Below are 19673 nucleotides of genomic sequence, written 5' to 3'. Positions count from 1 at the left end.
TATCTGGATGCCTGGAGACGTCGATGTCAACAAGATTGTGCGGGGCAGCGTGAAGGCACCAATAGAAACGCCGTACGCGTTGCTCGACCTTGCGGTTGCGCAGCGCAACATCGAGCGTGCTCAGGCCCATCTGCAATCAAAGGGCCTGGCTGTTCGCCCGCACATCAAGACCCATAAACTCGGTCGTCTGGCATCCGCACAAATGGAGGCCGGAGCAGTCGGCATCACCTGCCAGAAGATCGGCGAGGTCGAGGCCTTGCTCGATGCCGGCGCCGCCGTCACGGACGTGTTCCTGTCTTATCCTGCGGTAGGTCCTGCCAAGCTGGAGCGGCTGCGCCGTCTGGCGCGAAGGATTCGGCTGTCGACGGTTGCCGATGACATCGCCGTCGTGCGCGGGCTTTCGTCAGCGTTCGCGGCTGAGCCGGATAGGCTTGCCGTACTTGTTGAATGTGACACCGGAGCCTGCCGCTGCGGCGTTCAGTCCCCGGACAGCGCCAGAGACCTCGCCCTCGGGATCGCAAACTCGCCCGGCCTGTCGTTCGGAGGGTTAATGACATATCCGGCAGCCGGGCAAGCTGCTCGCGCAACGGAATTTCTTGCCACTGCGAAGGCGTTCATCGAAGAGACGGGGCTGAGCGTTCCTGTCGTGAGTTCCGGTGGAACGCCCGATCTCTGGAATGCCGCAAGCGGTGGCACCATTACCGAATACCGCCCCGGGACGTACGTGTACAACGACCGTTCACTTGTCTCACGGGGAGTTGCAACCGAACAGGACTGCGCGCTCCGCGTAATTGCGACAGTGGTGTCGAGACCGACGCCGCGGCGTGCGATCATCGATGCTGGGAGCAAGGTTCTTACCTCGGACCTCCTCGGGATGGACGGACACGGCACCGTAGTCGGCCATCCCGGCATCAAGATAGACCAGCTGTCCGAAGAACACGGGCGATTGGTGAGCGAAGGGACAATGTCGCTCTGTATCGGAGACGAGGTGGAAATCATTCCCAACCACGCATGCGTCGTGTCCAACATGCTGGACGAGCTATGCGTACGCATGCCTGACGGTGCATACGAAACTTGGCCGATTACCGCGAGGGGACGCGTATCCTGAACTATGGTGCGATGCTGGTTTCCAGATGCTGTCCGTCGGAGGCTCATTCCGCTCACTCCGGGCCACTAAATGCAGCTCGGTCAGCAACGTATCAGCCGTAGGCCAGCGTAGGTGCGGAGTAAATCTACGGCGGCTGCGACGGCTGCGGCGGCTCAACGTTCAACGCGCAAACTTGCAGCGATGAAGAACGGACTATGGTTTCCTGTTCGCGATGCCCGTTCCGCATTTACTTGAATGACGCCCTGCGGCCGCGCATCGCCATACTTGCTTGCCTGCAATGACGTATAAACGCCGACAACCAAGCCAGGCCCAGCGATCGGAACGTTCGTAGCCCGGCTTGCCTCGCGGTGGGAGAACGTTGCGATCACGCAGGCTATACGCCGCGTTGGCCCAGTGGACGGCAACCCTCGCCTTCCTGACCGTGCGCCGTGCTTCAAGCATCGCGACAGGAAGATCCAACAGCCTGAAAGCCACGCCGCTTGCTAGCATTTTGTAAGTGCATGCCAGCCCAGAGACAAGCAAGGCTCTGCGTGAAGGTCGCTAACCTTCGAGCAGAACATCCTGTCCGCGCTGGACGTAATTTCGTCGATAGGGAGAGCAGCCGGCGCGGATCGGCCTTCTTCAGAGAGCCTCGCTTTCGTAGAGTGATCACCGTCACTTGAAGCCCGATTTCTGTGAAGCAGTACCCAGAGATGGTTGCGCAAGCGTAAGTCTGCGCTGCAATTAGGAGGGATGTCTAATTCTCACCCATAACGAGGGAGCTCTGTGACGGCGATGTATTCAACTTGCTCCAGCCCACAAACGGGCGCCTTCGATTAAGCGGCTGTCGTGGGGTAGCGTAACGGAGCGGCTGCTATTCGCCAATGCAAACCAAAACCTGCCTGTCCGCTGTCGACAAAATCCAGATACGATTCAGCGACCGCATCGCATGATGCTGGACCGTCAGCCGAGCATGGTTGCAAGGCACTCACGTAGCCTCTTCCACTGGCTTGCGGCCAAGGTGCGTTATGCGTCGTTGAGGTGACAAGCCGATAGATGCCCCGGCGCCACTTCCTGTTTCAACGGAACTTCCGCTCGGCAACGCTCCATGGCAAACGGGCATCGGGGATGGAAGTGGCAGCCGCTCGGTGGATTGAGCGGGCTTGGCAATTCGCCTTTCACGGGCTTGAAGCGATGCTTTCCCGGCTCGATGCGCGGAATTTCAGCCAAAAGCGCCTTCGTATAGGGGTGGTTGGGACGTCGAAAGATCTCATCAACAGGAGCTTCTTCCACGATACGGCCCAGATACATGATCGCGACGCGGTCGGAGATATGTTCCACGACGCCTAGATCGTGGCTGACGAAGAGATAGGTCAGGTCGAGCTTATCACGCAGTTCCATGAACAGGTTGATGACCTGCGCCTGGATCGACACGTCGAGCGCAGCAACGCTTTCGTCGCAGACGAGGAACTTCGGCTGCACGGCAAGGGCCCGCGCGATGTTGACGCGTTGGCGCTGACCGCCTGAAAACTGGTGCGGATATCGCTTCTTCGTTTCCGGGTTGAAGCCCGCCAATGTCAAATACTTGTCGACGTAGGTGTTGCGCTCGCCCGAGCGTGCGAGCCGGTGCGTTTTCGGCGCTTCCCAGATGAGTTCCTCGACCGTCATGCGCGGGTTCAGCGCGGCCATTGGGTTCTGGAAAATCATTTGCGTGGCAAGGCCGAAGTCGCGCCGTTGGGAGGCCGACATGGCGTCTTGCTTGACGCCCTTCCACAAGACGTCGCCTTCGGTGGGTGACGTGATGCCCGCAATGACACGACCCAAGGTCGACTTTCCGCAGCCGCTTTCGCCAACCAGACCCACGACCTCGCCGCTGCGGATGGTCAAGCTGACATCATCGAGCGCGTGGACCACCGGCGCCGGTTTCGCAAGCTTTAGCTTGAGCGCAATCTTGGCGGCCAGATCTGGCTTAGGGCCGAAGCGCTGCGAGATGTTGCGCGCCTCGATCAGGGGCGTCTGCGTCGCCGGCATCATGCGACCTCTTTCATAACGGGATGGATGCAGCGGAACGAGCGATCCTCTTCGGGAATGAGGCCCGGCATGATCCGGCACGCTTCAGTTGCCCGATCGCATCGGGTCCGAAAACTGCAGCCTTCCGGCAGACGGTTGATCGGCGGCGTCATGCCCCTGATTTGATGCAGCGGTTCGCCACGCCGGTTTTGCGACGGAACGGATGCGATCAGTCCGGCCGTATAGGGGTGACGAGGATCGGTCAGCACCTTGCCCACTGGGCCGGTTTCGACGAGGCGGCCGGCATACATGACGGCGATGTCATCGGCCAGGCGGGACACGATGGCCAGATCATGCGTGATCCAGACTACGGCGGTGTTGGACTCTTCCGCGAGCCTCTGAAACTCGTAGATGATCTGGCTCTGGATCGTTACGTCCAGCGCTGTTGTCGGCTCGTCCGCGATGATCAGGTCTGGCTGGTGCAGCAGCGCGATCGCAATTGCCACACGCTGCCGCATGCCACCGGAAAACTGGTGCGGATAAGACGACAGCCGTTCTTCCGGGCTCGGAATGCCGACCAGCCCTAGGGCGTCGCGTGATCGTTGACGCGCAACTTCCTTGGAAACCTTGTCATGCGCCTGAACGGCTTCAACCATCTGCGTGCCGATGGTGAGAACCGGGTTCAGCGTCATCATCGGGTCCTGAAACACCATCGCAATGCGCTTGCCGCGCAGCTGCCGCATCTCTTCTTCAGAACAGCTCGCGATGTCCGTTCCGTCGAAGAGGATGCGTCCCCCTGCAATGCGGCCGGGCCTTTCGAGAAGGCGCAGAATGGAGAAGCCCGTCACGGTTTTGCCGGATCCCGATTCACCAACCAGGCCGAGAACCTTGCCGCGTGACACCGTGAAGGAAACGTCGTTGACGGCTTTCAGGCCAGGATGACCACCGCCCCCTCCGAACTCTGTGACCAAATTGCTTACCTGCAGCAACGCACTCATGAAGCGTTCCTTGGGTTCAGAACATCGCGGAGACGGTCACCGACAAGGTTGATCGACACAATTGTGACCAGCAGTGCGATGCCTGGAAAGAAACTGATCCAGTAGAGGCCGGTCAGGAGATACTGATATCCGGTGGAGATCAGCATGCCGAGCGACGGCTCGGTCACCGACGCGCCGAGACCGAGGAACGACAGCGTTGCTTCCAGACCGATCGCGCGAGCCACCTGCATCGTCGCGATGACGATCACCGGCGCCAGACAATTCGGCAGAAGATGCTTGAAGAGAATGCGCCAGCCTGGAAGGCGCAGCATGCGCGCGGCTTCGACATATTCCTTCTCACGCTCGACAAGGGCCGTGCTTCGAACGGTGCGGGCATAGGTCGCCCATTCCGCGATGATGAGCGCGATGACCACGTTGATCACGCCCTTGCCGAGAATAGCCAGCATCATCAGCGCCATCAGGATAGTGGGAAAGGACAACTGCAGGTCGACGAGCCGCATGATCACGGTTTCGGTGCGTCGGCCCATATAGGCCGCGAACAAGCCCGCGGTCGTGCCGATGATGGCGGCTGCAAAGGCAGACAGAACACCAACCATCAGCGATGTCCGCAAGCCGTAAAGCATGCCGGAAAGGATATCGCGACCCTGACTGTCGGTGCCCAGATAATACACCATCCCGGTCATCGATTCCGACCCCGGGGCCAACCGTCCATCCATGATGTCGAGTTGCATCAGGTCGTATGGGTTCTGCGGCGAAATCCAGGGCGCGAAGACCGCCAGACCGCAGATCACGATCAGCGTGCCGAAGCCGATTACCGCCGCCGGGGACTTGAAGAATTCGGAGACGCCCTTGGTTAGCCGACCCGGCTCTGGGGTCGCAGCGGGGACGGTTTGATCCTGTACGTTGGATTCCGACATGGGTTAGGCCTTTGCGTCCAGCCGGACCCGCGGATCCAGGATGGTGTAGCAGATGTCGATGATGAAGTTGAGGACGACGAACAGCACGACCATCATCATGAGGTAGGCGACGATCACCGGGCGATCGAGCAGGTTGATGGAGTCGATAATCAGCTTGCCCATGCCGGGCCATGCAAAGATGCTTTCGGTAACAACCGAGAAGGCGATCAGAGAGCCGAATTCCAGACCGATAATGGTGACCACGGGGATCATCAGGTTCTTCAAAACATGTACCCCGATGATCCGGCCTTCGCGCACACCCTTTGCTCGAGCGAACTTGATGTAATCCTGCGGCAGAACCTCCTGCACGCCAGCGCGGGTCAGTCTGAGAATGAGGGAGGTCTTGAACAAGGCAAGATTGAAGGCTGGCAGCAGAAGATGCCGCAAACCTTCTCCGGTCAGGAAGGACCACTGCGTGCCCAGCAGTTCCATGGTCGGGCCACGGCCGTTCGTCGGCAACCAGCCCAGCTCAACCGAAAACACCATGATCAGCATCAAGCCCACCCAGAAGGTGGGGAGCGAAAAACCCAGGATCGAGGCCGACATGATCAGCTTCGAGGAAACGCGTTTAGGGTAGAGCCCGGCGTAGAGGCCCAGCGGCAGGCCGACAACAAGGGCGATGCCCAAGGCGGTGATCGCCAATTCCAGGGTTGCCGGCATGCGCTCAAGGATGAGCCCAAGCGCTGGTCGTCCATAAACAAAGCTGTCGCCAAAATCGCCATGCAACAGTCCCTGGAGGAACATCAGGTACTGCTTCCAGATCGGCTGATCGAGGCCATAATGCGCGATAACACGCGCCCGCTCGGCCTGATTGGCATCCGGATTGATGAGAATGTCGACGGGATTGCCGATCACGTTGACGCCGATAAAGACGATAATCGTCATCGCCAGAATGACGAACAGCGCCTGGATCAACCGCCGGATGATGGATGTGACCATGGAACCTCTCTCAGGCGACGGAGATCGCCATTCCATCGCGCTGCGGATCGGCCGCGCCGGTGGACAGGCCGTTTTCGATCTTGATGGCGTGAACCGCCGCAAAAGCGTAGGTCTGCGGTGACCGCGCGATCTTATAACCTTGTGCGACCAGTTCAGCTTCGACGGAATGGCGGATACGGTTGCAGATATCCATCGTGTTCGAAACGCCGACGATCCTTGGTGCCGATACCGCTTCAAGGACCGGCATGTCGAAGTCGATCATGTTCATCAGGCATTGCGCCACGGCCGGAGCGATATAGCTGCCTCCCGGCGCGCCGATGACGACGGATGGCTTGTCGTCCTTGAAGACGATGGTGGGCGCGGCGGAGCTTGGACGCCGCTTGCCCGGTGCAATCGAGCCGGCCTTTCCAGGCACCGGATTGAAGCGGCTCATCGTCCCGTTATACATGAAGCCGAGACCGTTGGTGATGGCTCCGGATGGGCTGCCCAGCGTATGGGTCATCGCAACGGCATTGCCGTCCTTGTCGATGACCGAGATGTGCGTGGTATCGCGCTGCGAACGGTCGAGACGGTCGACGTTGGCGATCTCTCCAGCCTTGATCGCTTTGGCATGCGCCTGCGCATGGTCCCTGGACAACAGCGTCTCGTAGGGAACATCGACATAGGCAGGGTCGCCCATATGCGCGTCCTTGTCGATCGTCATGCGTTTCATGGCTTCAAACAGAATGCGCAGGTGTTCTGCGCTGCCATGCTGCATCGAGCCGACGTCGAATTCCGCCATGATGTGGAGGAACTCCAGCATCGGGAAACCTGATCCGGGAGGCGGCGATGTGGCGATCCGGTTGCCGCGATACTGGCCCCAGATCGGCGCGACGCGGGACAGTTCGTACTTCGCCAGATCCTCCGACCCGATCAACCCGCCATTCGCCTTGAAGTCGGCGGCGATCTGTTCAGCCAGCTCGCCATGGTAGAAAATGTCGGATCCGCCGCTTCTGGCGATCCGCTCCAGCGTGTCGGCCATATCCTTGTTGACGAGCAGGTCGCCGACATCGCGAAGCGAGCCATCCTCGTGGAAATAAACGCGCCGTCCCGTTTCAGAAAAGCGCAGCTTGTCCAGCGTATTGGCGAAGCCGTCGTTGGACTGATCTTTTGACCAGTACCAATGCATGTGGTTGCGGATCATGAAGCCGTCCCGCGCGAGCCGGACGGCAGGGTTGATCAGATCAGCCCAATCGAACGTGCCGTAATCCCTCAGCGCGGTCTCGTAGCCCTTGAGCGATCCCGGCGTGCAGACGGCGAGATAGCCGATGTCCGAAATATTGTCTTCGAGGACATAGCCAAAGCCATCTCGGCTTTGATGCTTGATCTTGTCCAGCCACATGTCCGGTGTCGCCTTCAATGGCGCACGGGCGTAAAACTCCAGGATCTCGTGTACGCCCTTCTTGGGCATATAGACGTGCATCGAGCCAAAGCCGCCGATGCCTGCCATCTGCGGATCGACCACGCCTTGAACGAAGGCACAGGCGAGAGCTGCGTCAACGGCGTTGCCTCCACGCTCGAGAACCTCGGCTCCGGCTTCAACCGCCTCCGGTTGGGGAGCGACAATCGTTGCGTTCTTCATTTCTGGCGCCGCTCGCTCAGCACTTTCGTTAAGAAGGCTTTGACGTGACCGAGCACCTTGATACGGTCGTGGGATACGCCCTTCACGACATCTAGGGTGACCTGAACGCCTGCCTCACGGAATGACTGAGCAAGCGCTGAAAGGCGTTCCGGCCGAGTCTGCCCTGCATCGTTGGCGCCTTCCATGTAGTAGCGGCCTCCTGGCTTATGGGTAATTTCCCAGTTTTCCAGGTCGGCATCCCCTACAACCATCTGGACCGGGATCTTGGCCAGCTCCTCAGGCTTGAACGGTTTACCGAAACGGGCTTCCAGATCGCGCACGCCCACCCACCAATCGCGGGTCGGATCAAGCAGCGTGACCGAACCGGGTGCCCCGACGGAGGCAGCCCACAGCTTTTCTGGATGCAGGATCGCGAAACGATGCGTGAAATGTCCACCGCCCGAAAAGCCGAACATGGCGAAGGTCGACCAGTTTTGTCCGTACTTCTCAGCCATCTCCTCGACCATGGCGATCACAGCCTGATCGTACCGGATGTCCCCTTCTTCCAGGAACTTGTAGCCTGAGCGGGCGCCATCGCCGAAGACTCCGACCGGAAAAATGGGAGCTAGAATGGCGCAGTCGTTGTAAAGGCCGAATTCGGCGAAGCCGTTCAGGAAATCGAAGGCCGACGTTCGGCTGGTTCCATGCACCGCAACCAGCAGATCGAGCTTGCGGCCTTCGGCGGCCGTTGGCGGAATATAAAGGGCCAAGTGAAGCCGCGGATCGCTCTTGGACGCGAAGATTGCCGTATGGCCATAGTCATAGACGGCCTTCGCGCGGGCAATCGCCTCGCCCGTTCCGAGTTCCTGCATAATATCTCCTGGGAAGATGGAAGGGCTGCATAAATCCAGCCCTTCCACAACGCTTACTTCGCGGGCTGGACTTCGTAGGCGAGCGTGTATTTGTCACCGCGCGGGGTGTAGGACACGCTCTTCTTTGCACCGAGAACGACGTTCTCGTAGTGCATGGGAAGGAGCCAGAGGCTGTTGAACGTCTGTGTGGACAGCTCTTCCAGTAATGGCTTGCGTTCCGCTTCGTCGAGGGTGGAGCTTGCCTTGGCGAGGACTTCATCGATCTTCGGATCGGAAATGCCACCGCCATTGTACCGACCAGTGCCCTTCTTCTCATCGCGTGTGGCAACAAGGGCGACCGTCGGGTTCGTTGTCTCGCCAGTGTTGACGCCCCAGGCACCGAAGAAGAAGCTGAAGTCGCCACTGGAGTACTTGTCGGAATACATCGCCCAAGGCAGCACCTCGACCTTGGACTTGATGCCGATCCGCGTGAACATCTGGCCGACAGCCTGCAAAATCTCGGCATCCTTGACGTAGCGTCCGGCCGGACCATGCAGCGTCAGGCTGAACCCTTCAGGATAGCCTGCTTCTGCGAGAAGCGCCTTGGCTGCAGCAGGATCGTAGGCGACCTTCTCAACCTTGTCCGAATGCCCGGCATAACCTTCAGCAACGAACTGGTCGGCGACCGTGCCGTTCTTTTGCATGATGCGCTCAACGATCGCATCACGGTTGATCGACATCAGCAGGGCCTTGCGGACCCGCACGTCCTTGAGCGGATTCTTGTCGAGCGGTGAGCCATCTGCTGCGGTCGCGAAAGCAGCAACGTCGCGACTGACATCCATGCCGAGATACGCAAATCGGGACGACTGTCCATTGATGATCTGCAAATTGCCGCTCGATGCAACACGCTCCATACCATCTGCCGGGAGGGTTTCGATAATGTCGATTTCGTTGGACAAGAGTGAAGCCAAACGTGCGCCGTCGTCCGGCAGGAAGCGCAAGGTGACGTTAGACCAATGCGATGGGCCAGCGAAGTAGCTGTCGTTGCGCTTGACTGTCAGGTTGCTGCCCGGCTGGTACGACACGAAAGAATAAGCGCCGGTTCCGATGGCGCATTTGCCATTGTCGAAGTCTTGAACCGAAGCGTCCTTGCAATCTGCGCTAATGATGCGGATGCGGCTGACGGAGTTCAGCAGAAGCGGATCGGGCACCTTGGTTTCGATGACGATCGTCAGCGGATCTTTGGCCGTCACATTGGTGATGTTGCGGGTATAGGACGCAAAACCTTGGCTTGGCTTGTCGCGGGCACGAAGAAGCGAGGCGACGACATCATCGGCATTGAAGTCGCTGCCATCATGGAATTTGACGCCCTCGCGCAGCTTGAATTCCCAATGGGTATCGTCGACGGCCTTCCACTCGGTGGCGAGTTCCGGCTCATTGCTGGATTTGCCCGTAAGATTGATCAGGCTGTCCCAGATGTGGCGCGACGTGGCATTGTTTGGCGCGGAACTATCCTCATGCGGGTCGAGCGTCGTAGGTGTCGTCGACATGCCGATCGTCAATGGCGTCTCCTGTGCAGAAGCCATTGCAGGAATAGCGATCGTGCCGAGCAGCGCGATCGCTGCCCGCTGTAAGACTTTGGCGGTCATTGGTTCCATCCCGGTTCTAGGTTCGTTCCGACCTCAGTAGATCGGATAAAGCGGGTTCCCGTCCGCTCATGGGGGGAATTGGTAACCGGCTGAAAAGAAGGCTGTCAAACCAGAATCCTGAGTGTTACGTACACCGTAACCGCCTTGCAGCAACCTTCTCGACCCTGATCTAAGTCGACTGAGAGAAACATCATGCCCCTTGAGAAAGCACCGGAAAGGGATGTTCTTCAATCAGTTAACGTATGTCTCGATGTCTTGTTGAGCGTAGCCCAAACTCCGGATGTCCGACTTACGGAGATTGCTCGCTCCTTAGGTGAGACCAAGCCAAGAATTTTGCGGATGTTACGCACACTGGAACGGCGCGGTTTGGTGAGGAAGAGCGATGAGGGGACTTATCGTCTCGGCACGACTGCAATTGTCATCGGGACCGCGGCATCGACGCAGGTCGATCTGGTGCGCATCGCTAACCCGATTCTGGAAGAGGTTGGCCAAAAGGCAAATGAAACGACACAGCTTCGTATTATCGACAACGGCGAGTCCCTCTGCATCGCAAAGTTCGAACCGATGCGGGACTTGCGGGTGCAGGCCATGATCGGACGGCGTCGGCCTTTGAGCGCGGGCTCCTATAAAGTTCTGCTCGCCTTCCTACATCCACAAGTTCAGACGCAGATGATCCCGGAAGTGCTTCCTCGGTTAACTAAGCGAACCATCACTGACCGCGCTAAGCTGATCGCGGAATTGGATAAGATCCGAAATCAGGGATTTTGTGTCAGTTACGGGGAAGTCAGCGAACAGCTTGTTTCCGTCTCCGTACCCGTCTTAGCTTTTGATGGGTCGGTGATCGCGGCTGTCAACGTAGGTGCTCCAGCCTTCCGCACACAAAGGAGCGATGTCGACCGCTTCATCCTGCTGTTGAAAGACGCCGCCCGTAAGATCTCGGCTGGGCTGGGCTGGTAGGCTCAAATGTCGAATGCTGCGCCAAGTATGACAGGCAGTAGGGTCGGCGCATCGGCAGAGAAAGATGGCACGGTGTTAAAGATTAACCCGTGAAGCTACCAAGAAGGCAAGGCTCGAACTGATCTTATATATGCCAAAACTAATAAAGCTAACTAAGCCTACAACAACCAAAGATGTTTACGAGCCGTTTTCTCTAGCAGGCGACATCGGGTTCGCCATGTTCGCTGCTGCCCTGAAGTTAACCTAAGCGGCCAGTCCGCCTTCGGCCATCTATTCACCAAAAAATTTGTAGGCTTTTAGCTGCAAGGCAATCCTGACCAACTCGATGCAATTTTGCAACATCTTCAGGGTATTTGATCAAAGGCATCAAGCAAGTCGATCCACAATAGACTTCTCAGAAGTCAGATGTTTGAAGTAGTCGCTGTTGTCCTGTACGGAGTTGTGTGGTGCGTCTTAGGCTAAGACTCGTTTCGACGGTCGCCGTCACAGCGGCGACGTTAACCTGTACCTCTCATGCTTACAGCGGAAACGTTGGACCACAAGCGCGGGCATCTTTGCCTATCGATCGCTCTTATCTTCACTCGGTCGCCCTTAGACCTCCTGAAAGCTCAACCCTCTGGTTGATCATCTCCAGCCGTCCCACGGCGAGTGAAGCGATCGGTCTGGCAATGTCCTACGGTCGAACCCTCGGTCCGCTTCTGGTTGTGGAAAGCCGCAACGGTGTGTTCGCTATCTTGGCCGGGACTTTAAAGGCAGACAAGGCCAAGGCGAATCTTGAAGCTCTCATTGGTCTGCGCCTCATCCCGGACGATGCTTTCCTGTCGAAAGGCGACAGCCTCCAGAACGTTGTCTGGCATAGCTACGAACCCAATTCGTCGCTCGACCTGATGAATCAGCAAACCTATCTCTCTTCGGTGCGGCGCCTGCAGGCCTCCATGAGCCGCCTCTCTTTCTATAACGGTCCCGTCGATGGACTGATCGGCCCTTCAACCGTGACGGCATTCCGTCGGTATTTGGCAGCTTTTGGAACGCCTCCGGGCGACCTTCTGACAGACGTCAGCTTGGCCGAGATCGAACGCAATGCAGGCGATGGCTTCAGAAGCGAAGAAGAACGCCGAATGGCAAATTCATCTGGCTTCGATGATGCGCAATCCTTTACCGAAGCACGGAAGGGCGGCTTCCCTACGGAAGTTATCTTCCGGCAGGCAAAGACCCTCGGCTTCTCAACTCAGCGTGACTACGAAGCTGCGAGCCAAGGAGGCTTCAGCAACAACGATGAGTACCTGCAGGCTCAACAAGGGGGCTTTGTCTCCGCCTACCAGATGAAGGCTGCACAAAGAATTGGAGCCCGATCCAAGGCAGAGTACGAGAGCTTCCAGTCATCCGGTTTTGATACGATCGGCGAGTACCGCACAGCTCTACAAGGAGGCTATTCTGACAAGGCGTCCTTCGCGAAGGCGGAGGCAGCCAAGCTCAAGGCTGCGCGAGCTTCTGCTGAGGTCATGCTTTCCGATGCCGAGGGCTTTTTAAAACTTAATCGCGATATACCCAACATCGTGGAAATAGCGGATCGGGCGTCTACCCTTTCGGCAGAGATCAAGTCAGGTGGCGCAGCTTCGCTCGAAGCCTCGACTGCGCGATTTGCCAGCCTGCTTTCGGATGTTCCAGGCTTTCCTCCATTTGCGGAGGTGCGGAAGAAGGAGCGCGCCGAAGCGCGCAACGCAGAGGTGCTGTCGATCCTTGCTGACTTGAAAACAACCAAGGATCTCCTGTCTCGTTGGGCGTCGACCCATCTCACGTCGCCCAAGCTGCCGGATGTCGTCGGCGAGCTGAAGGCCGTCGATGCCGTGCTTGGCTCGAACGACCTGGATGCGCTTTCAGAAGCTCGCGATGGTGTGCGTTCGTTGATTACATCGCGCAATCTTGAGGCAGATCTGAACGAGCTGAGAGTTCCGTCGAACGAAGACAAGGGTCCGTCTTCTGCGGCAAGAGCGCCAGTAACGGTCACAAACGCCAACAAGGTTCTCCTTGAAGGCTCCCTGGACGATGTCGCCGTGCTGTACAACGCCAGCCCGACTGCGCCGTCGCTGCTGAGGACCCTCACCGGAAACTACTCGCTTACGAAAGGAACAGCTGCGGTCTGCCTGCTGGGTATGGATCGTACAGCTTCCCTCGATCGCGTGCTACGTGCCGCTGTGGCGCCTTTGGGTGGGAAGTCGGTGGCGGTCAGCGGTACCGCCTGCAGCGCGGAAACCCTCAAGGAAGCTGACCTTCTGCTTATTCAAAAGCGGAAGTTCAGCGAAGCGCAGACAAGCCTGGCCATGGGGATTCTCGACGCTCTTGAACGTGGTGTCGTAAAGCCGTTCGAGCCCATTCAGTTTGCTGAACTAAAGGCGCGGCTGGACCGTGACGACGCGTTTGTCGCAGGCCTTGCCCGCGATGTGCAGCAAGGATCGCGGGAGGGCTATGGCAGCATTTTCTTGGACGGGCGGGCTAATACGATCTGCGCCGTGATTGAACAGGAGCGAGAACTGCACGAAGGCAAGCTCCGCGAGCTTGCCGAGTTTGCTGGGCTCGCTCCTCCATTCGAGGATCGCGTCAGGATCGAGAGTCTCGACGTCGGCTACGAATTCCTGCGCAAAGGCCAGTGCGAGGTTTTCTACGGCAGCAGGGCCTCGCTGAAAATGGTCGTCGATGCGCTGGAGCGCGACGGCATCCCGTTCTCCTATGCACCCGTCTGGCTGGAGCAAAGTGAATTGACGGCAGCAGAGAGCGCTCTAAAGCTGGCGCGTGAAGAAGCAGTTCGCGCGGCTGAAGCTAGGCGGGTAGCTCTTGAGGAAGAGCAAAGGATCGAAGCTCAACGCCTCCGCGAGGAACAGGAGACACGCACTGCGAGGCAGTTCGAACTTCAGTCTTCCAACAGGGCCGCTGCTACGGCTGCCATAAACCGGTTTACGGGAGGCCTGCGAGAGGTCGTTCTTCAGGAGCCTGCAAAGCGCAGCGAACCGTCGGCAATCGACGTCAAACAGGTCTTTCCTTCATTTACAGGATGGAAGAGCGACCTGCAGTCCAGCGGCTGGGAACCGCGTGATCTCCAGGTGGCAATCCAGGATTACGGCGTGGTGAACTGGAAGGGCCGGAACCTTGAAGCCATTGTTCTTCGGGCGACGGTCAAGCTCGCCAGTGCCGAGCGTGGCGAGTACAGGGACGAATGCTTTCTGCTCGGCGCCGTTCTTGATGAGGAATTTAGTGCGGTTCGAGATCCCGTCGAGGCGGGCTGCGACGAGACCGCGGTTGATGTCTGGCGCACGGGCCACCACCTTAAAAGCCTGTGGCTTGCCGAACCAAGATAAACTCGCTGCAGAGGCTGCCAGCTGATGATCTATTCGATAATAACTGCACGAAAATCGTTCACGTTCGTACCCGTGGGTCCAGTCAGGAAGAGATCCCCTAGCGCATCGAAGGCAGAATAACTGTCGTTTTGATCAAGCAACCGTTCGGCATCTAAACCTAGGCCGCGCAAGCGTTGGACAGTGGTTCCATCAGCGAATGCACCTGCATTGTTCTCGGATCCGTCGCGACCGTCTGTGTCTGCTGCAAGCGCCGTCACAGAGGGCATCCCCTCTACACCGATCGCCCACGACAGCAAGAACTCGGTGTTGCGCCCACCCCTACCCTTGCCGCGCATCGTGACGGTCGTTTCCCCACCTGACAGCAGGACCATAGGTGCTGATACCGACAGGCTCTTACTTCTAATCTCACGCGTCAACACGGCGTGTGAACGGCCGACTTCAGATGCCTCTCCTTGCAGATCGTCAGCGATGAGTGTCGCGTTGATCCCCTGTTCCTCGGCGTGCCTCAGCGCGGCCTGAAGGGACAAGCGGCCTGACGCGACAAGTGCATAGGTATTGCGTTCGAAAACCGGATCGCCGGGGATGGGCGCATCGGCAAGTGGGTTCTTGATGTGTCGCATCACCTGCTCTGGCAGTTCCAGGCTGTAGCGGGCGATGATGTCCATTGCGTCCTGGCGGGTAGATGCATCGGGCAATGTGGGACCCGATGCCACCTGACTGGCGACATCGCCGGGAATGTCAGAGACAACCAGCGTGTGCACCCGTGCCTGGGTGGATGCGGCCAGCCGGCCACCTTTGATCGTCGAAATATGTTTTCGGACCGTGTTCATCGCCGAGATTGGCGCACCCGAAGCCAACAGTGCTTGGTTTACCGCAATCTCGTCCTCAAGTGTGAGTTCGCCTGCTGGCGCGGGCAGCATGGCCGACCCGCCGCCTGAGACCAGCGCGATCACCAGATCCTGGTCAGTAAGGGAAGCGACCAGATCCTGGATCTGCCTTGATGCAGCGAGCCCATGGGCGTCGGGGAGCGGGTGGCTTCCCTTGAGGATGGTGATGTTGTCTCGCTGCATGCCCTGGCTCTCACCGGTGACGAGGATGCCTTCGAGGCTGCCTTGCCACACCTCTTGCAGGCATCGGTACATAGGAAGAACAGCCTTGCCAGCCCCTACTACCACTGTCCTCCCGATTGGCAGCGGCGGCAGGCTCGCCGTGATCGCTGCGCCAGGATCCGCTGCGGCCACAGCCTGCTTGAACAATGCGGTGAGGAACGGCTTGTGCTTCATGACAGGATGCTCACCTCGACCCTAGATCAGGGTTGCGTCGGGATTTCGTTCCATAGCGGCGTGGCGATCGCGACATCTTCATCGACACTGGCAAAACGGTCTGGCGCCTCCAGGAAGTAGTTGTCGGTCAGATCGTCGTTTACCGCACTGACCTCCCAGACCAGGCAGGGGCCCGCACCCTTTTCCCCATAGAACCGGTGGTGGACGCCTCGGTCGACAGTGACGCTTTGCCCGGGTTTCAGCTTCAACGGTTCTCGTGGCCGCAGGTCGATTATGTGTCCGTCCGCTTGAACCCTGACGGGTGCCGTTTCGTCTTCCGGATGGAAGAACTCGATCATAAGGTTGCCGCCGCCAGCATTAATGATGTCTTCAAGCTTGAATTTGTGGAAATGGAACGGCGCCTCCTGCATCTCGTCGACGAAGAGCAGCTTTTCGGCATAGGTCCGTTCGTTGGGATCGCCCAGGATCCCGTTTCGCAGACATAACAGGGTAAGACCTCGAGCGGCGAAGTCTCCGCCGCCAAAGTCAGTCACGTCCCAACCCATCTGCCGAGCGTTCAAATAGCGCGAAACTTCTCGGTTTACTTCGTACTCTTCCAGTTTCCAATATGCCCACGATGGGAGCGAGCGCTTATGTGCCGCAGCAAACGCGGCGGTGTCGGAGATGACGGAGTTGATAGTCGAACGCTTCATAGATTCCTCCTGTCCGGCATGTTTGCCGGGCGGCGTGCAAGATTCAGGCGGCCGGATGCGCGGAGACTGCTGCGTACCGTTCCAAGTCGAGGCATTCGATGAGAGCGCGGTGCTCTTCGACGATGCGCGATTGATGTTCGGGATCTGATTGCGTGGCCAGTGCATGGACAAGGCCGGCGAGCGCGGCGCTGATGTCTTGCAGTCGAGCAACCAACGGCGCATCTCCAGAGCCGGAGGGAGCACCCTGTTCCACGTAGCCGTTTGGAAGATCCCCCTTGAGATTGGCAACCTTTCGGTTCCTGATGGCATCCATGATCTGGTTGATGGCCTGCTCGGCACCGGCAACGCGAGTGGGATGATCGGTATCTGCGGCGGCATGCGGCAGCAGCGCCAGTTTTTCGCCGTGCTCCGGCAAGAGAGACAGATAAGGCACCATGGGCCCATTCGGGCCGTCTGGACCCTTGAATATGTCGGCGTCTATCGCGGCGTGACGGAGTTTTCCGCCCGAGAACGCTTTTCCGAGAGCAGGCACGTCCACGAGCTCGCCGCGGTCGTAGTTGATGAGGACGGCGCCGTCATTGAGCGCCGACAACACCTCACGGTCTATCAGCCCAGCATTGGCGAAGGTGTTGGTGGCCGGATCGAGGCGCCCCAGTCCCAAGTGCACCGAGATAACATCGGCGCCGCTCGCGGCCGCAGAAGGTGTCGCCGCATAGCGATATCCTGAACGACCTATCCTGTCCTGGTGGTGAGGCCGAGCATAGACCACGACATCCATGCCAAACGCTTTGGCGAGAGCTGCTACTTCCTGACCGATATTCCCGAAGCCGAGAATGGCGAACCGCTTCCCCTCGAGCTTCTCCGTCGGAAATCGGACCAGGTCTTTACCGGTGTCAAAAGCTCCGTCGACAACAAGTTTGTGAAGGGCTTCCACGGGAAGGTCTGGCAAGACCCGCAACAGCGCTTTAAACGCCATCTGGGCAGTCGCACGGGCATTGATGCCGGGCGTGTTCATCAACGGCGCCTCACCACCTTCGCCGTTCGATCCGCCCCAGGAGGCGGACCCCATGTTGCCGGTCCCAGTGCCGATGCGCACGCCTCCGAGCGCGAACTTCGAGGCTGCGGGAATTGCTGTCGCGGCGGCGATTACGGCGTCATACTGTCCTGCCCCCGTTTCTGCCAAGATTTCGTCTGCCTCACTCAGATGCGGAAGGTAGAAAAAGTGAATGTTGCCATCGTTCGGCAAGTCGCGTTCGGCAACGCCGCCCTCGTGGAAGATCCCACCGTGTTGCTCGACAAATTGGGCCACCTCAGAATGATCCGGCCTCGAACCATCGGTCAGTTTGAGGCCGACAAGATCGATGATAATGACCTTGAATGTACCCTGACGGACGTCGGGCGTCTTGGTAGCGCTCATCGTGCAGCCTCTCTCAAGCGAAGTGCGGACTGGGCGATCGCGCGCAGCAAACCGGGGCTTGGACGCGCGATACGGGGTGTCGTCGGCAGTTTCTCAATACGGCCGGGCGGACGATGCGGCGGTCGCTGTCGTGACAGGCGCATCCGTAGACAGCATGTCGCGCATGATTGCGCCCTGTGCTGTCCAGTAGTTGGCCAGGATGGAAACGTCCCAACCCACGCAGAAGTGCTTGACGCCCATCTCGATGTACCGGGCAGCCTGGCTGGCATCGCCGATCTCAACGCGAGGATGTAGCCCCTTTGCGAGTGCCGTCTCGATGGTCTTGCGTTCGGCTGCAACAACTTCGGGATCCGTCGTTTGACCTGTCTTGCCAATGCTCATGGAATAGTCCGAGGGACCGAATTGCACCATGTCGATGCCAGGCACGGACAAGATGGCGTCCAAGTCGTCCACACAGGACTTTTTCTCAATCATGATCGCGATGACGACGTCGTTGAGCGCTTCCACGTAGCTCGGCTTGCCGCCCTCCAGAATTGTACCGACATCACGCCGCATCCCAACGCCCATACGTCCCCGGCCACGCGCTCCGCTTGCCATCGTAGTCTCTGCCCGAACGGCATCGACGGCAGCCGTGGCATCTTCAACCGAGCGAATGTCAGCGAACAGGACGCTTTGGAAACCCGAGCCAATCGCACGCATAGCCTGATGGGTATATTGGGTTTGCTCTATCTTCAGCATGCCGCCCATGTTGGCGAGCTCGAAAGCGCGACCGAGATTGTCGAGGTCATGCATGGTGAAGGGGGCATATTCCCCGGTAAATTCGACGTAGTCGTACTGGCCGGATTGGCCGGCGAGTTCGACCACGGTCGCCCATGTCGAGAGAATATGCGTGCCGACCGTGGGCAAACCTGCCGAAAGCTTTTCTCGAAGGATGTTTCTGCGCATTGGTCAAAGACCCCTGTTTATTGACGATGACGAACGATCGAAGAGCGAGCCTGGTGAGGTGGCTGTCCAACTACGATCACGAGGCCGGGACCATGATGATCCAAATCCAGGCGTGGTGGTTCTGTCCGCGGGCTCAGAGGCTCGAGCCAGCGGTTTCCTTGAAGCAGTCGCGAAGTGGTCGTGCAGGCGACGCTAGTGCATGACCTGACCCAGGAATGTCTTGGTCCGCTCCTGCTGCGGGCTAGTGAAGAAAGTTTCGGGATCCGCGGTTTCGACGATTTCGCCGCGGTCCATGAAGATGACACGGTCAGCGACCTTGCGGGCGAAGCCCATCTCGTGCGTGACGACAACCATCGTCATGCCCTCCTGTGCCAAGTCGGTCATGGTGTCGAGAACCTCGTTGACCATCTCGGGATCCAGCGCCGATGTCGGCTCGTCGAACAGCATGATCTTCGGCGACATGCAGAGCGCCCTGGCGATCGCCACACGCTGCTGCTGCCCGCCAGACAACTGCGCAGGATATTTTTCGGCCTGCTCAGGTATCTTCACACGCTCCAAGAAGCGCATTGCGGTGGCAGCGGCATCCGCTTTGCTTGCCTTGCGCACCTTGGTGGGGGCGAGCATGCAGTTCTCGAGTACCGTCAGATGCGGGAAAAGATTGAACTGCTGAAACACCATGCCAACTTCCTGCCGGATCGTCTCTACGTTCTGCTTGCCCTCGGTGAGCTCGATGCCGTTGACGCGGATCTTGCCCTGTTCGATCTTCTCGAGCTGGTTGATGCACCGGATCAGCGTTGACTTTCCCGAACCCGAAGGTCCGCAAAGGACGATCTTCTCACCTTTGTGGACGTCGAGGCTGATGTTTCGGAGGGCTTGAAACTCTCCAAACCACTTCTCGACATTGACCATCCGAACGATGGGATCAGCAGTCATTCC

At 58.6% G+C, this 19673-nt stretch carries 15 protein-coding genes; 3 read left to right on the top strand and 12 right to left on the bottom strand.

Going from position 1 to position 19673, the window contains the following annotated elements; all coding sequences use genetic code 11:
• The first annotated feature begins 49 nt into the window (after positions 1 to 49).
• Positions 50 to 1108 (top strand): alanine racemase, encoded by a 1059-nt coding sequence (locus tag IE166_RS15635; RefSeq protein ID WP_189506049.1) that lies wholly within the window; start codon positions 50 to 52, stop codon positions 1106 to 1108.
• A 1005-nt stretch (positions 1109 to 2113) separates the two neighbouring features.
• On the opposite strand, the gene IE166_RS15630 is transcribed toward IE166_RS15635, so the two are convergent.
• The 7 genes from IE166_RS15630 to IE166_RS15600 are packed head-to-tail and all read right to left on the bottom strand — an operon-like array spanning position 2114 to position 10090.
• Complete coding sequence (locus IE166_RS15630; RefSeq protein WP_189506047.1) at positions 2114 to 3118, bottom strand: ABC transporter ATP-binding protein; 1005 nt, start codon at positions 3116 to 3118, stop codon at positions 2114 to 2116.
• Positions 3118 to 4095: an ABC transporter ATP-binding protein gene (locus IE166_RS15625; protein ID WP_189505454.1), complete on the bottom strand. Its 978-nt coding sequence runs from the start codon at positions 4093 to 4095 to the stop codon at positions 3118 to 3120. The genes IE166_RS15630 and IE166_RS15625 overlap by 1 nt, the downstream gene beginning before the upstream one ends.
• A complete protein-coding gene (locus IE166_RS15620) occupies positions 4092 to 5012 on the bottom strand; it encodes an ABC transporter permease (RefSeq protein WP_189505452.1) in 921 nt (306 codons plus the stop codon). Before IE166_RS15620 ends, IE166_RS15625 begins: the two co-directional genes overlap by 4 nt.
• 3 nt (positions 5013 to 5015) lie before the next feature.
• Positions 5016 to 5990, bottom strand: a complete 975-nt coding sequence (locus IE166_RS15615; protein ID WP_189505449.1) for an ABC transporter permease — start codon at positions 5988 to 5990, stop codon at positions 5016 to 5018.
• A 10-nt stretch (positions 5991 to 6000) separates the two neighbouring features.
• Complete coding sequence (gene ggt, locus IE166_RS15610; RefSeq protein ID WP_189505447.1) at positions 6001 to 7611, bottom strand: gamma-glutamyltransferase; 1611 nt, start codon at positions 7609 to 7611, stop codon at positions 6001 to 6003.
• The gene (locus IE166_RS15605; protein ID WP_189505446.1) at positions 7608 to 8462 is read right to left on the bottom strand and encodes an alpha/beta hydrolase; all 855 of its coding nucleotides are present in this window, start codon (positions 8460 to 8462) and stop codon (positions 7608 to 7610) included. The genes ggt and IE166_RS15605 overlap by 4 nt, the downstream gene beginning before the upstream one ends.
• Positions 8463 to 8515: 53 nt before the next feature.
• Positions 8516 to 10090, bottom strand: a complete 1575-nt coding sequence (locus tag IE166_RS15600) for an ABC transporter substrate-binding protein (protein WP_189505444.1) — start codon at positions 10088 to 10090, stop codon at positions 8516 to 8518.
• 192 nt (positions 10091 to 10282) lie between these two features.
• Between IE166_RS15600 and IE166_RS15595 the strand changes: the two genes are divergently transcribed.
• Together IE166_RS15595 and IE166_RS15590 are read left to right on the top strand one after the other, a co-directional pair.
• Positions 10283 to 11047: an IclR family transcriptional regulator gene (locus IE166_RS15595; protein WP_189505442.1), complete on the top strand. Its 765-nt coding sequence runs from the start codon at positions 10283 to 10285 to the stop codon at positions 11045 to 11047.
• 620 nt (positions 11048 to 11667) lie between these two features.
• The gene (locus tag IE166_RS15590; RefSeq protein WP_189505440.1) at positions 11668 to 14400 is read left to right on the top strand and encodes a peptidoglycan-binding domain-containing protein; all 2733 of its coding nucleotides are present in this window, start codon (positions 11668 to 11670) and stop codon (positions 14398 to 14400) included.
• A 29-nt stretch (positions 14401 to 14429) separates the two neighbouring features.
• On the opposite strand, the gene IE166_RS15585 is transcribed toward IE166_RS15590, so the two are convergent.
• The 5 genes from IE166_RS15585 to IE166_RS15565 all read right to left on the bottom strand — a co-directional run bounded on the left by IE166_RS15585 (position 14430) and on the right by IE166_RS15565 (position 19670).
• Positions 14430 to 15683 carry a glycerate kinase type-2 family protein gene (locus IE166_RS15585; protein WP_189505438.1) on the bottom strand — a complete coding sequence of 418 codons (1254 nt, stop codon included), beginning with the start codon at positions 15681 to 15683 and terminating at the stop codon, positions 14430 to 14432.
• 26 nt (positions 15684 to 15709) lie between these two features.
• Entirely contained in the window at positions 15710 to 16375 is a 666-nt protein-coding gene (locus tag IE166_RS15580; protein WP_189505436.1) for a D-lyxose/D-mannose family sugar isomerase, read from the bottom strand.
• Between the two features lie 43 nt (positions 16376 to 16418).
• On the bottom strand, positions 16419 to 17792 hold the full coding sequence (locus tag IE166_RS15575; protein WP_189505434.1) for an NAD(P)-dependent oxidoreductase: 1374 nt from the start codon (positions 17790 to 17792) through the stop codon (positions 16419 to 16421).
• A gap of 93 nt (positions 17793 to 17885) precedes the next feature.
• Positions 17886 to 18737 carry an HpcH/HpaI aldolase family protein gene (locus tag IE166_RS15570; protein WP_189505432.1) on the bottom strand — a complete coding sequence of 284 codons (852 nt, stop codon included), beginning with the start codon at positions 18735 to 18737 and terminating at the stop codon, positions 17886 to 17888.
• 192 nt (positions 18738 to 18929) lie between these two features.
• The gene (locus IE166_RS15565; protein ID WP_189505430.1) at positions 18930 to 19670 is read right to left on the bottom strand and encodes an amino acid ABC transporter ATP-binding protein; all 741 of its coding nucleotides are present in this window, start codon (positions 19668 to 19670) and stop codon (positions 18930 to 18932) included.
• Positions 19671 to 19673: the final 3 nt, after the last annotated feature.

The sequence above is a fragment of the Tianweitania populi genome (assembly GCF_014652875.1).
Classification (GTDB): Bacteria; Pseudomonadota; Alphaproteobacteria; order Rhizobiales; family Rhizobiaceae; genus Tianweitania; species Tianweitania populi.
The sequence above is the reverse complement of the archived record's forward strand: the minus strand, read 5'-3'. Positions and strand labels throughout refer to the sequence as shown.

What these genes read in the sequence shown, in the direction of transcription:
- IE166_RS15630 (WP_189506047.1), bottom strand. Translation starts at nt 3,118, where the DNA reads ATGCCGGCGACGCAGACGCCCCTGATCGAGGCGCGCAACATCTCGCAG.
- IE166_RS15625 (WP_189505454.1), bottom strand. Translation starts at nt 4,095, where the DNA reads ATGAGTGCGTTGCTGCAGGTAAGCAATTTGGTCACAGAGTTCGGAGGG.
- IE166_RS15620 (WP_189505452.1), bottom strand. Translation starts at nt 5,012, where the DNA reads ATGTCGGAATCCAACGTACAGGATCAAACCGTCCCCGCTGCGACCCCA.
- IE166_RS15615 (WP_189505449.1), bottom strand. Translation starts at nt 5,990, where the DNA reads ATGGTCACATCCATCATCCGGCGGTTGATCCAGGCGCTGTTCGTCATT.
- ggt (WP_189505447.1), bottom strand. Translation starts at nt 7,611, where the DNA reads ATGAAGAACGCAACGATTGTCGCTCCCCAACCGGAGGCGGTTGAAGCC.
- IE166_RS15605 (WP_189505446.1), bottom strand. Translation starts at nt 8,462, where the DNA reads ATGCAGGAACTCGGAACGGGCGAGGCGATTGCCCGCGCGAAGGCCGTC.
- IE166_RS15600 (WP_189505444.1), bottom strand. Translation starts at nt 10,090, where the DNA reads ATGACCGCCAAAGTCTTACAGCGGGCAGCGATCGCGCTGCTCGGCACG.
- IE166_RS15595 (WP_189505442.1), top strand. Translation starts at nt 10,283, where the DNA reads ATGCCCCTTGAGAAAGCACCGGAAAGGGATGTTCTTCAATCAGTTAAC.
- IE166_RS15585 (WP_189505438.1), bottom strand. Translation starts at nt 15,683, where the DNA reads ATGAAGCACAAGCCGTTCCTCACCGCATTGTTCAAGCAGGCTGTGGCC.
- IE166_RS15580 (WP_189505436.1), bottom strand. Translation starts at nt 16,375, where the DNA reads ATGAAGCGTTCGACTATCAACTCCGTCATCTCCGACACCGCCGCGTTT.
- IE166_RS15575 (WP_189505434.1), bottom strand. Translation starts at nt 17,792, where the DNA reads ATGAGCGCTACCAAGACGCCCGACGTCCGTCAGGGTACATTCAAGGTC.
- IE166_RS15570 (WP_189505432.1), bottom strand. Translation starts at nt 18,737, where the DNA reads ATGCGCAGAAACATCCTTCGAGAAAAGCTTTCGGCAGGTTTGCCCACG.
- IE166_RS15565 (WP_189505430.1), bottom strand. Translation starts at nt 19,670, where the DNA reads ATGACTGCTGATCCCATCGTTCGGATGGTCAATGTCGAGAAGTGGTTT.